Consider the following 12728-nt stretch of genomic DNA (forward strand, 5'->3'; position numbering starts at 1 on the left):
ACTGGCCTGTTGATGTATCTGGGCGCCTCTCCGACGCCTCTGCTCTCCAGTGGGGCCGACCAGAGCTCCGCAGCCGCGGGCGGCCGGCCCGCACCTAGCTGGAGGACACCATGACCGAGGACGCTGCAGTGGATGATCAGGGCGAGGGCGGCGCTGCCGCGTTCGACTTCGACGGGACCGGCGTACGGATCGATGCCGAGAACTCCCCGGTACCGAGTGCCGGTGAGGAGCTCAAGGCGGCCTTCGGTGTGTGTAACACCGGTGACGCGGCCGGCACCGCCACTGTCACCATCTGGGTCGACGATGCCGACAGCGGCGTGACCTGGGAGTCGCCCTGGCTCGAGCCGGGAGAGTGCACAGCTCCCGACGGTGACGGCTATCTCCACGGCGTGCCCGCCCAGTCCGAGGGCAGCCACACGTTCGAGGCTGTTGCCGAACCCGCCGGCCCCGGCGGTGGCCGTTCCGGGCCCAACACCGTCGACATCGGCTCCGCGGAGTAGCCCGGCAGGCACTTCGGTGCGCCCCCGAGCCGGCGGCAGTACGCGCCCTGAGCCTGTCGAAGGGCCCCGAGCCGGCGGCAGTACGCGCCCTGAGCCTGTCGAAGGGCCCCCGGAGCACACCTGCGGCAATGGACCGGTCAGGCTGCGACGTCGCGGCGGTTGAAGACCAGCACGGCCACCACCACCAGCACGACCACGGTGGCCAGGGCAACAGCGAGTGATGACCAGGACAGTCCGTTGCGCATCGGGTCGTGCCCGACGTACTGATAGAACGGCGAGACCCGCTGCCACGGCTTCAGCCAGGAGACCAGGGGCGCCAGGCCGTTGACCACGTAGGCGACGACCGCCACTACGGCCGGAAGGCCGCGGCTGATCCCGGGGTGTCCGGTGCCTGCACCGATCGCCAGCGCGAGAGTGCCGAAGACCATCGCCAGCATGGTCATGTGGAACATGGTCGCGAGCATCGGCCCGATCGGCAGCTTCATGTCCACCAGCAGGCCCTCGCTGATCAGCGATCCTCCCATCACCGCACCAAGCAGGAACGTGCCGACGGTCATCGCCGCGAACTTCTCCAGCACGATCCGGGTACGGCTGACCGGGTTGGCCAACATCAGCTCGAGCGTGTGCCGATCCTCCTCGACCGCGACCGCTCCCGCACCGGCGGTGACGCTATAGATGATCAACAGCAGCGGACCCATGAACGACAACAGCTCGACCTGCACATACCCCTCGGGCGTCGACATGTCAGCCCCGGCCGAGACGAAGAGCGAACGCATCGCCTCCGGCATCTGGTCAAGGAAGTCGCTCAGCGACGGCTGGTCCCGCACACTGGGCCAGATCGCCACATACATGGCCGCCATCAGGACCAGGCTGAGGGCCCAGGCCAGCAGCGCACGCCGCTGGTCGTAGAGAGCCTTCAACCCGACGCTAGCCAGCATGGTGATCGCCGGTCCCGTAGTAGGCGAGGAACGTCTCTTCCAGGTCGGCCTCGGCACATCTGAAGTCGACCACGTCATGCTGGGCCACCTGCTTGAGCAGTGCGTCCAGAGCGCTCTGCGGTGCGCTGCAGGTCAGGCTGTGGTCCGTCACCTGCAGGTCGCGAACGCCCGGGAGCCGCGCGAACGACGCCGCCGCAACGGCGGAAGAGAATAGTGCGGAGACGTGATGGAGCGACCTGCCGCGAAGCGCCTCCAGGCTCTCCACCGCGATCAGCTCACCGCTTCGGATCACACCGATCCGGTCAGCCACCTGCTGGACCTCCGCCAGTAGGTGGGAGGACAGCAGGACGCTGCCGCCGCCCGCCGTGTGCTCAGCCAGCAACGCCAGCACCTCCTTCTGGACGATCGGGTCGAGACCGCTGGTTGGCTCGTCCAGGATCAGCAGTTGTGGAGCCGACATCAGCGCCAGCAGCAGGGCGAGCTTCTGCCGGTTGCCCTTGGACAGCGACCTGGCCCGCGTCTGCAGGTCGAGGTGCAGCCGATCGGCGAGCCCACCGGCCTTCCTGTCACCGCCCCGACCCCGAAGGCGAGACACGAAGGAGATGTGCTGACGTCCCGTCAACCGGTCATAGAGTGCCGGTTCGCCGGAGAGGTAGCCCACCAGTCGATGGACCTTCACGCTGTCCCGCCAGGCATCCAGGCCGAGCACCACGGCGCTGCCCGCGGAGGGGTGGATCATCCCCATCAGCAACCGAAGCGTGGTGGTCTTGCCGGCCCCGTTGGGGCCGAGGTAGCCGAACACCTCACCCCGCTCGATGGACAGGCTGACGTCGCGCAGTGCCCTGGTCGGGCCGTAGGACTTGCTCAGCCCGGTGGTCTGCACCACGGTCGTCGTCACAAGATCATCGTTCCGGGTCCGACGGCAGCGGTGCAGGGCCGAAGGACCCTGCCGAGGCGTTGTTCGCGCACATTCGTCGTACGTCGCACAGGGCAGACCCTGGGTGAGGACCCTGAACGTACGCGAAGACGGCTGGACGAGGGAGTGGTGACGATGATCGACGCGCGCAGCCGACTGCGGTTCGAGGACGCGGGTAGGATCTCTGGCAGAGTCGAGGATGGGGACGGCATGAACCTTCACGCTCAGGGTGCAACCCGGACGGTCACCGAGCTCGGCTGAGCGGCTGCCGGTCTCATGTCCGTCCGCTCTGCTCAGCCGCCGTCCGAGACCAGCCCCGGACCCTCCGCCAACCGTACGAGTTATGACGCGTTCATCTCCTACAGCCATGCCAATGCGGCTGTCGCCACCGCGATCCAGCGCGGACTGCATCGGCTGGCGCGGCCACTGTGGAAGCCCCGGGCTCTGCGGGTCTTCCTGGACCGGACCGATCTGGCCGCCAGTCCGCAGCTGTGGCCCAGCATCACGAAGAATCTCGACGCCTCGCGTTTCCTGGTCGTCATCCTGTCCGAGGAGGCAGCGCATTCCCAGTATGTCCAGCGCGAGCTGGAGTACTGGATCTCGGCGGGCAGAGCCGACGCGATGCTGCTCGTTCTGGCGAACGGGCGGCTCAGCTGGGACGAGGAGCGCCGGGCGTTCGACCCGCTGACCTCGACCGCGGCACCGCCGGCGCTGACAGACGTCGGTGTCTTCAGCAGCGAACCGCTGTACGTGGTGCTCAGCTGGGCGACTGCGGACCATCTGCACCTGGATGATCCACGCTTCCGGTCCGCCATTGGCGATCTTGCCGCGCCGATCCACGGGAGGCCCAAGGCGGAGCTGGACAGCGACGATCTGCACGAACACCGACGACTGCGCCGGATCCGGCGGGTCGCCGTCGCTGCGCTGGTGGTGTTGCTCGTCCTCGCCCTGCTCGCAGCGACCCTGGCAGTGCTCCAGACCCGCCGAGCGGATCGCGAAGCGGAGTCGGCCCGCCGGCAGGCTGCGGTGGCCGAAGCACAGCTGGCGGCGACCAGATCCGCCACCGCGGGCACGGTGTGGGCAGCGCTGGCGTTCGCTGTCGAGGCAGAGCTGCGCACGACGACACCGCTTCCGGAGGCCAGGAGCGTGATGGCCTCCGCTCTGCAGCGGCTGGGGAGGCTGCCGCTGCGTCCACGGGGCATCATGGACAACGGATCCACCGACTTCGCCGCGGTGGCCTGGGCGCCCGGGGCGGCGATGCTCGCCACCGGTGATGACGCGGGCCGGGTGAGGATCTGGAATGGCGACACCCTCAAAGCGCAGGGCGCAGCCGTCAAGGTCGCCGAGTCGGTGGACTCTCTGGCCTGGTCACCCCGCGACGCGCGACTGGCCGTTGCGGGCCTGACCGACGGCGGTCTGCACTCGGTGGTGCGGCTCCTCGATGTGCGCACCGGAGATCAATTCCGGGTCCCCCTTGGGCTGTCCCTGATCAGCGAGCTGGCCTGGTCGCCGCAGGGGACGCGGCTGGCGATCGGTGCGGAGGACGGCGTCTGGATGGTTGACCCGACCACCGGCCGGCCCCTGGGCCGTAGACCCCTCGTCGCTTCGGGCCGTCAGCCGTTCGTCGCCGCTGCGGACGTCAGCTCAGTCGCCTGGTCGCCGGACGGACGCAGTCTGGCTGTGCGGACGGGCCGCTCGGCGGCTCTGTTCAGCTCGGCTGACGGTGCGCTGCTGCGGACCCTGGCCACCGACAGTGCTGCCGAGGTGCTCACCTCCCTCGCCTGGTCGCCGGACGGCCGCAGCATCGCCGCCTCGACCTCCTCCGGCGCGGTCGCGCGGTGGGATATCCGTTCAGCGAGCCGGCTCCCGACCGCCGAGCCGAGAAGGGCGACGATCGCCTCATCGGTCAGCTGGTCACCAGACGGGGCTGTGCTGGCCAGTACGCACAGTGACGGCGCCGTGCAATTGTGGGACTCCCGCAGCGGAAAGGCCATCGGCGACCCGGTCATGAGCAATGCGGTCGAGGTCAGCCATGGGGCCTGGTCGAGCGACGGCCGGGCCTTCGTGGCGCTCGGCCTCGACGGCACGGTCCGGCTCTGGGACTTCTCCAGACACTCGGTCGCGCCGTCGCCGGCGCACACCGAGACGGTCCGACGCCTCACCTGGTCGCCCACGGGGGACCGGCTGGCGACAACCGGGGAAGACGGCGTCGTCCGCATCCGGGATGTTCATACCGGAGCGGTTCTCGGCCGCCCGCTGACCGCGACCGCGGCAGGGCCATTGAAGGCGTTGGCCTGGGCGCCAACGGATGACCGGCTCGCCACCGGGGGCGACGGCCTCCCGGTGACGGTGTGGGACGTGCGCAGCTGGGACAGTCTGACGACCCTGCAGGACAGCGACGTCGGGGCGGTTGACCTGGCCTGGTCGCCGGACGGTGCGATGATCGCCGCCGCGCTGAACGACCTGACCACACGGATCTGGGACTCACGGACCGGCAAGGTCATCCGGGAGCTGCGCGGGCAGGCCCTCGACCGGCTGCTGACGGCGGCCCCGATCGCCTGGTCACCCGATGGAACGAGGCTGGTGACCAGCGGCGACCTGTGGCTTCGGGTCTGGGACGCCAGCACTGGCCGGCCCGTGGGCCAGCGGCTGTCGGGTCACCAAGCCAAGCCCCGGTCGATCGCCTGGTCACCCGACGGGACGCAGCTGGCCAGTGGTGGCTTGGACTCCACTCTCCGCCGATGGGACGCGCGTTCCGGCAGCCAGATCGGACCGCCTGTCGTCGTTCGTCGAGCGTCCGGGGAGGCCGGTACGGGAGACATCCGTAGTGTCGCCTGGTCGCCCACCGGACAGCAGATCGCCACCGGTGACTCGGACGGGAACCTGAGGCTCTGGCATGCTGCCACCGGTGCCTCCGTGGGGGCAGCGATGCGGACCCGGAGCGCCTACGTCTACGCCGTCGCGTGGTCTCCCGACGGCGCCCGGCTGGCCGCCGGCGGGATCGGCGGCGACCTGCAGGTGTGGACCGCGATTGCGGAGCGCTCGGCCTGTCGGCTGGCGTTGGCCGCGGTCGGCGCTGACGGGCTGCAGGCACTCGTGGGCGAGGACAAGCCTCCGCTGCGCTGTCGACACCCCGAGACGGTGAGAGACCTGCCACCGTTGCCCGTCGTTCCGCTCGAATACCGATGAGTCGCTGCTGAGCCGCTCCAGGAGCGGCGCAGACCTGTTGCCTGCCCGGCGGCTCAGCTGTCCGCCAGCAGGCTGTCCAGAAAGGCTCCGTCCCGTTCGAAGTCGAAGCTGTAGCCGGACTGGAAAGCGTCATGTTCCCAACGCCCCGCGGGATGACGGGCTTCCGGATCGCACCAGATCACGTCCAGCCGATGGCCACGGATCGAGCAAAGCAGATACTCGTTGCCGGCGGTGTAGCTCTCCGAGCGGATCATGATCACCTGCTTGGGCTCTCGACTGAACCCGATGCCGAACAGGCCGCTGCCAGCGAAGCCGCCGATCACCTCGGCCCGCCTGAACATCATCACCTGCTCCGCTAGCGGGTAGTCCTGGGGGGAAATGATCATGAACCCATGGCTGTGGAACACCGCCTCCACCTCGGCAGCGTTGCGACACTCACGCTTGGTGATACCCCTTCGGGAGATGAAGATCTTGGCCGGGTAGTCCGTCCCGGTAGCCTCCGCCGACAACGCGTCGCCGATTCGATCCCACTGCTGGGCAAGACCAGGGTCCACGTAGCGGAAGTTGACGAGCATCGGGGTCGCGGCCAGCATCTTCTCCACCTGGACCACGCCGTGGGTGCCGATCAGATCCTCGGGTGCGATCCCGGCCGCGGCGAAGACGGCCCGCTCGAATTTGGCCAGCTCGGTGCGATCGGACCGCAGCTGGACCAGCGCCTTGAGCCCGGGGAACCGCCGCTTCGCCTCCGGCCAGGCCCACAGTCGGGACAGCTGCTCGGTCATCACGTGCCCGAAGTGTTGGGGGTACTCCGAGCCCAGGAAGAAGTACTCTCCCGGCAGAGTGTTCCGCGCCGACAGCTTCTTGGGGTAGCGGGCGAATTCCATGGTGACCTCATCGAGATGGCGGTTGCGCAATCGACGGTTCTGGAAGTGACGGTAGGTGTCGGGGAGCAGCATGCCGTCCTTGATCAGCACCTGGTGCGGAGCACAGACGGTCCGGCCGTAGTCGCGGAGGGCAAGGCTGGGCACCTCGAACGCGCGAGGGAAGAGACCATCCAGGTGCGGCTGGCTGGTTGTCACCGTGCTCGGGGAGGTGAAGGTCAGGGCCGGACGTCGCTGGAGTACGGACCCCAACTCCGGGCGGCGCAGCATCACCTGGTCCATCTCGGTGTAGCGCATCTTGGCCAGGGAGTGCAGCGCATTGACCATCTCGAGCACGCCGTTCTGGACGAGAATCGTACGTACTCCGTCGCCGAAGCCCCGGTCGGCGGCTGGCAGCGCCAGCACCGCGTTTCGACCACGCAGCTTGGCCTCCGCGAGCCGGCCGATGAAGTCGGCCAGACTCTCCTTGCCGGGCGGGGCATCGACCTGCTGGCTGCCGTCGGGGGCGACGCCTTCCTCGGTCAGTGCCAGGTAGGCACCCCCACGCCTGAGTTGGAAGAAGGTCCGGCGGAGCCGGTCGAGCTGCTGATGTGGCATGGTCCCGGTGGCGTCGACAAGGGCGTCGTAAGGTCCGTACGCCGCCAGCGCTGCATGCAGGGCGGACGCGCCCTTGAGGGCTTCGCAGCGGATCAACCGGTCAGGTGAGGCCTCACCGCTGGATCCAGCCGGCGGCTCGGTACTGATCACGATGACAGTGACGCCCGCCCACCGCTGGAGGACGAGATCGGCCAACTGGTCCGCAGGGTCGGCCCCGAAGATGGCGATCCGGCGCGGGTCCCGGCCGGTGAACTGTGCGACCAGCCTCCGGAGCATTACGTCACTGATGCGCGGACGGTCAGCCTCGGTCGCCCGGGCAGGGAGCTGGCCCGACTGGGCGAGGTGCCACTCGACCCGCTGGATGAGGGCCTCGGTCATCGGGCGTATCGGGCCGGGGTGGGCCAGCACCGAGTCGACCGCCCGACCCGCCAGCCAGCGCACGCGCCGGCGGAAGGGTCGTCCTCGTGTACGCGCCATCTGTCCCCTATCCCCTGCCCTGACACTACCCGGGCACGACGGCGCCGAAACCATCTCTGACCGGGCGGCGCGGAGGGGGACCCCGGACAGACGCGCTGGAGCGGGTGACGAGAATCGAACTCGCCTCTCAACCTTGGGAAGGTCGCGTTCTACCAATGAACTACACCCGCAGACGACCGTGGCCGCGCGCAGAAGTGTAGCAGCGTCCGGTCCGCCATCGAAGCTGCTGTTCGGCCGAACTGGCCGGGGTGCAGTCGCCGAGGCTGTCCCGGACGCACCATTGCCGGTGCCCCTGGAGCCGGTTACTGTGCTCGCGGGGGAGCGCTTTCATCGTCCAAGGAGATCCATGCGGAACACGAAGAAGTCCCTGCGCAAGGTGGCGGTCGCGATCGCCACGACCCTGCTGTCCTCGGCCGGGTTGATGGCGGCCACCACGACCTCCGCGCACGCGGCCTGCCCGGACGACATCCGCTACAGCCTGCGCGCCGTCTCGACGTACGTGCCCTTCAAGGGCCTGCCGATCTACAAGGACGGCAAGGGCGGCACCATGAGCCTCACCCGGGACTTCACCAAGTCGGCCAGCTACCAGGTCACCGCCGGAGCGGAGACCGAGGCCGGTGCCATCTTGGCCAAGGCGAAGGTCTCGATCAGCGCCTCTCTGACCAAGACCAACTCCTCGACGGTGACGCACAACTACTCCCACAAGATCAGCAGCAACAAGTACGGTCACGCGCAGTACGTCTCCTGGGGCAAGAAGGTGTACTGGAAGAAATACCGCGACACCCCGACCTGCACGACCCAGCTGATCGCCAAGGGCGCGATCAAGTTCCCCACCAACCAGGAGGGTTGGCGCTACTGGGAGACCTACAGCTGAGCACGACCCGCGCGTGACCGGGCTGTCGTCGGGGGTGCTCCTTGGGGTCAGGGTTGGCCCCCGACTCCCCCGGCGCGTCCCTGAAACGGCGGGAAACTCGGCGCTCGACCCGCTGCCGACGGTTACCGTAGAAGGGTGAGTAGTCCAGCCATCCCCGAGCCCTCCGGCGTTCCCGAGCCCTCCGACGTCGGTCCGGTGGCAGGCGGCAACCTGCGCGCCTCCGACGCCGACCGCGAACAGGTCGCCACCGTCCTCAACACGGCGTACGCCGAGGGCAGGTTGAGCCGTGAGGAGCACGACCAGCGGCTGACCGCCGTACTTGCCGCCAGGACCTTCGACGACCTGATCCCGATCACTCGGGATCTCGTGTTCACCGGCCCGGTCACGCCGAACGGACTGGCCGGCCAGCCCCAGCAGGGATCACTGATCGACACCCGCGACGCCCACACCGAGCCGGAACGGCTGGTCGCGATCTTCGGTGGCGCGAGCCGCAAGGGAAAGTGGCGGGTCCGCAAGCACACCCAGGTGTTCGCCCTGTTCGGCGGCATCGACCTGGACCTGCGGGAGGCCGTCTTCGAGGACCCGGTGGTTGAGCTCTCGGGCATCTGGTGTTTCGGCGGCCTCGACATCAAGGTGCCGGCCGGGATCGAGGTGCGGGACCAGACGGCGGGCATCTTCGGCGGCACAGACATCAAGGACGTCGGGGATCACCAGGCGGGTGCCCCGGTACTCGTGGTGAAAGGACTGTCGCTGTTCGGCGGAGTGTCCATCAGAGGACCGAAGCCGGACAAGGGCTCGGGCGGCTGGCCCAGAGGGCGATGATCATGGATTCGGGCAGCCTACGGGCCTCCGACGCGGACCGCGACCAGGTGGCGGGAGTCCTGCACGCCGCCTACGCCGAGGGTCGGATCACCCGCGACGAGCACGATGAGCGGATGAGTGCGTTGCTGTCGGCGCGGACCTTCGCCGAGCTTGAGGCGTTGACCGCAGACCTGGTGGCGACGTCGCCTCGCTCCGCGCCGACCATGGCACCCGACAGCGGCCTCGACGAACCCGACCGGCTGACCGCCGTCCTGTCCGACGTGAAGCGGGTCGGCAGGTGGCGGATGCGGCGTTTGACCATCGCCCACGCGTTCATGGCCTCGGTACGCCTCGATCTGACCGAGGCGACGCTGGATGCGCCGGTGCTGGAGATCAGTGGCACCACCTTCCTGGGCAGCCTGGTCCTCCGAGTGCCACCCGGCACCACGATCCGGGACGAGTCCACCAAGGTCCTGGGCGGCTCCTCGATCAAGGGCATCGGCGACCCCGACCCCAGTCGCCCGACGATCGTGATCACCGGAATCAACATCCTGGGCGACGTGAAGGTGCGAGGGCCCAAGGGACCATCGGTTTGGCGCAAGGCCCTAGCCTGAGAGGGTTATGGAAGAACTCTTTGCGCCCCCCGAACTCGAGTGGCGGCGCCTGTCGCCGGGCTACCGGACGCTGCTGAGAGTCTCGACGCTGATCTGGGTTCCGGCGGTCTCTGTCGTCGCCGGTGTGGTGATCGGCCTGTTGACCGACGAGTGGTGGATCCCGGCGGCAATCTGGGTGGCCGGCCTCGTCCTGCTCGCCACCCGATGGGCCATAGCCGATCGGCGCTGGCGGTCCTGGGGCTATGTCGAGCGCGAGGATGACCTCTACATCACCCACGGCGTCCTGTTCCGCTCACTCGTCGCCGTGCCGTACGGCCGGATGCAGCTGGTCGAGGTGGGCACCGGGCCGTTGCAGCGGGCGCTCGGTCTCGCCACCGTCACCCTGGTGACGGCCGCAGCGGCCACCGACGCCTCGATCCCGGGCCTTACCCCCGCCGAGGCGACCCGGTTGCGTGACCGACTGACCGAGCTGGGCGAGGCCCGTTCCTCCGGCCTATGAGCGAGACCCCATCGGACATCCACGGCAGCGACGTCGACCAGGCGACCGACCCGATCCGCCTGCCCAACCCCGCACCGAGCGCCCAGCAGGCCACTGCCGCTGCTGGGGTGAAGCAGACTGAGCGGCCGCACCCGCTCACACCCTTCATCCGTGGCTGGGTGGTGCTGGTCGCGGTGGTGCTGGGCTTCGGGCGGGAGATGGTTCCCGACGGCAGCAACGACCGGTACCAGGTGTCCGACCTGCACTGGATCCTGCCGCTGGTCGCGGTGGCGGTCGTCTTCGCCGGCCTGGCCGGCTTCATCAACTGGTACTTCACCCGGTTCGTGATCGACGACGAGGAGCTGCGGATCGAGACCGGCGCGCTGTTCAAGAACTCCAAGCGCATCTCTTTCGAACGGCTGCAGTCGATCGACGTGCTCCAGCCGCTGGCGGCCCGAATGTTCGGTCTGGCCGAGCTGCGCCTGGAGGTCGGGGCCGGAGACAGCACCACCAAGCTGAGATACCTCTCCCGCTCCTCGGCGACCCAGCTGCGTGACTATCTTCTGGCCCGGGCCCACGGCGAGCGGACCAGCGTCGCCGACACGGCCGCGCGTCCGCCGGCCAGCCCCCTCACGGATCTGAGCACGGCAGAGCGGCCGCTGGTGACGATCTCGCCGCAACGGCTCGTCGGCGGGTTCCTGCTCTCCAGCGACTGGCTGCTCACCGTAGGCGCCGTCCTGGTCCTGTTCGTCGTCACCACCGTTTTCCAGGTGGTCCCCTACGCGCTGCCCGGCCTGATCCCGCTCGTCATCGGCGGACTGTCGATGATCAGCCGCCGAGTGTTCGCCCAGTTCAACTTCACCCTGGCCGAGTCGGGTCGTGGGCTCCGGGTGAGCCGCGGGCTGACCAACCTGGCCAGCCAGTCGGTACCGGTCGACCGGATCCAGGGTCTGCGGATCTCCCAGTCGATCCTCTGGCGACCCTTCGACTGGTACCGGGTCGACGTGGACATCCTCGGGTACGGCTCCCAGGGCGGTGACGACAACCAGTCCGACGCGACCAGTGTGCTGCTGCCGGTGGCGACCACCGCTGAACTGCGGGTCGCGCTCCGCCGGGTGCTGCCTGGAGTGGACCTGGACGCTGTCGTGCTCGAACGTCCGCCGAGACGGGTCCGCTGGATCCGGCCCTTCGACGGCTGGACGCTGCGGTACGGGTACGACGACCGGGTGATCGTCAGCGAGCACGGCTGGCTCATCCACCACCGCAACGTGGTGCCGCATGCCAAGACGCAGTCGGTGAGGATCGAGCAGGGGCCGCTGCAGCGTTCGATGTCGCTGGCCAGTGTGCATGTCGACACCCCCAAGGGCCCGGTGAACCTGGTGGCCCAGCATCTGGCTGTCAGCAGCGCCCGGCGCCTCGCGCTGACTCAGCTGGACCGGGCCGCCACGGCACGGAGAGCGGCCACGCCGGCCCCTCGACACACCGGCACAGACCCGACGCTCGCACCGTTCGGGGACGAGGAGACGGTGCTGGCCCGATTCGGCATCGGCACCGACCAGTTCCTCGGCGCCGGCGGTGAGTCACGCGTCTTCGCCCTGGACGACAGCCGGGTGCTGCGGCTCTACCACGCGGATTCTGATCAGCGCGGCTCTGAGCCGACCCGCCATGAAGAGGCCCTGGCGTCGCTCTATCGCGGCTGGGCCGGGGTCGACATCGGCCTCGAGCTGCCGCAGATCCTGGAGGTCGGCCAACTGGAGGGTCGCCGCTTCAGTATTGACCGCCGAATGTCGGGCCGCGACTTCTCGGGCTGGCTGGCCTCGGCTCCGGAGGGTGAGCGCCGGATCGCGCTGGACAGCTTCCTCGACGCCGCACTGGCCCTGCAAGGGTTGCCGCTGCCCGCCGTCGCCGATGCGGCGCAGCCTGCGTTTGCGCGGCTGCTCGGAGACGAGCCGCGCCGGTTCGCCTCCCTCGCAGACCTGCTCGACTCCCAGCTCGAGCTGGCCACCCGCCTCGGTTTCGTCGAGCTGCGCCATGAGCTGCCGCACGCCGACCACGTCCTGGCCAGACTCCGTCGGGACATCGCCGAACGGGTCTGCCGGCCGGCGCTGGTGCACGGCGACCTGGGCCCGGGCAACGCCTACGTCAGCCGTCGCCCGGACGGCTCCGTGGTGGTGACCGGCATCGGTGACTTCAGCCCGCACACGCTGGCCGCCGACCCGCTGATGGATGTCACCGGGGCGATCGCCTTCCTCGAGCTCGAGCACTATCCGGGGGCGGACGCCGACGCGCAGTGGCTGCTGCAGGTGGCCAGGGAGCGGCTCGGCGACGACATCGCGCACTGGGTCGATGTCTACCGCCGCTTCTACGCCGTCTACTACTCGATGGACCCTGCCGTGCACCCGTGGAGCCTGCGGCAGCTGCGCGGGCGCTGATCCCGGGATAGGCGGTCGCCACAGCCGAATC

At 69.0% G+C, this 12728-nt stretch carries 10 protein-coding genes and 1 tRNA gene; 7 read left to right on the top strand and 4 right to left on the bottom strand.

All coding sequences use genetic code 11. The features are described from left to right. Window positions 1-110 precede the first annotated feature (110 nt). Window positions 111-500 (top strand): hypothetical protein, encoded by a 390-nt coding sequence (locus JOE57_RS07755; protein ID WP_204917151.1) that lies wholly within the window; start codon window positions 111-113, stop codon window positions 498-500. 137 nt (window positions 501-637) lie between these two features. Here the strand turns inward: JOE57_RS07755 and JOE57_RS07760 are convergent, their stop codons facing one another. Together JOE57_RS07760 and JOE57_RS07765 are read right to left on the bottom strand one after the other, a co-directional pair. After that, window positions 638-1438 (bottom strand): ABC transporter permease subunit, encoded by an 801-nt coding sequence (locus JOE57_RS07760; protein WP_204917152.1) that lies wholly within the window; start codon window positions 1436-1438, stop codon window positions 638-640. Further along, entirely contained in the window at window positions 1428-2336 is a 909-nt protein-coding gene (locus JOE57_RS07765) for an ATP-binding cassette domain-containing protein (RefSeq protein ID WP_204917153.1), read from the bottom strand. The genes JOE57_RS07760 and JOE57_RS07765 overlap by 11 nt, the downstream gene beginning before the upstream one ends. Before the next feature lie 294 nt (window positions 2337-2630). Here JOE57_RS07765 and JOE57_RS07770 point away from each other — a divergent pair, with 294 nt between their 5' ends. Next, a complete protein-coding gene (locus JOE57_RS07770) occupies window positions 2631-5543 on the top strand; it encodes a toll/interleukin-1 receptor domain-containing protein (RefSeq protein ID WP_204917154.1) in 2913 nt (970 codons plus the stop codon). A gap of 53 nt (window positions 5544-5596) precedes the next feature. On the opposite strand, the gene JOE57_RS07775 is transcribed toward JOE57_RS07770, so the two are convergent. Both JOE57_RS07775 and JOE57_RS07780 read right to left on the bottom strand, forming a co-directional pair. Continuing rightward, window positions 5597-7498, bottom strand: coding sequence for a glycosyltransferase family 61 protein (locus JOE57_RS07775; RefSeq protein ID WP_204917155.1), 1902 nt, complete (start codon window positions 7496-7498; stop codon window positions 5597-5599). A 96-nt stretch (window positions 7499-7594) separates the two neighbouring features. Further along, window positions 7595-7668: transfer RNA gene (locus JOE57_RS07780), tRNA-Gly, on the bottom strand. Window positions 7669-7844: 176 nt separating this feature from the next. Here JOE57_RS07780 and JOE57_RS07785 point away from each other — a divergent pair. From JOE57_RS07785 to JOE57_RS07805, 5 genes are all read left to right on the top strand, one after another. After that, complete coding sequence (locus JOE57_RS07785) at window positions 7845-8372, top strand: hypothetical protein (RefSeq protein WP_204917156.1); 528 nt, start codon at window positions 7845-7847, stop codon at window positions 8370-8372. Window positions 8373-8507: 135 nt separating this feature from the next. After that, entirely contained in the window at window positions 8508-9194 is a 687-nt protein-coding gene (locus tag JOE57_RS07790; protein ID WP_204917157.1) for a DUF1707 domain-containing protein, read from the top strand. 2 nt (window positions 9195-9196) lie between these two features. After that, the gene (locus tag JOE57_RS07795; protein ID WP_204917158.1) at window positions 9197-9787 is read left to right on the top strand and encodes a DUF1707 SHOCT-like domain-containing protein; all 591 of its coding nucleotides are present in this window, start codon (window positions 9197-9199) and stop codon (window positions 9785-9787) included. 7 nt (window positions 9788-9794) lie between these two features. Continuing rightward, window positions 9795-10286, top strand: coding sequence for a PH domain-containing protein (locus JOE57_RS07800; protein WP_204917159.1), 492 nt, complete (start codon window positions 9795-9797; stop codon window positions 10284-10286). Further along, the gene (locus JOE57_RS07805) at window positions 10283-12697 is read left to right on the top strand and encodes a PH domain-containing protein (RefSeq protein WP_204917160.1); all 2415 of its coding nucleotides are present in this window, start codon (window positions 10283-10285) and stop codon (window positions 12695-12697) included. The genes JOE57_RS07800 and JOE57_RS07805 overlap by 4 nt, the downstream gene beginning before the upstream one ends. Window positions 12698-12728: the final 31 nt, after the last annotated feature.

The sequence above is a fragment of the Microlunatus panaciterrae genome (assembly GCF_016907535.1).
In the GTDB taxonomy this organism is placed as follows: domain Bacteria; phylum Actinomycetota; class Actinomycetes; order Propionibacteriales; family Propionibacteriaceae; genus Microlunatus; species Microlunatus panaciterrae.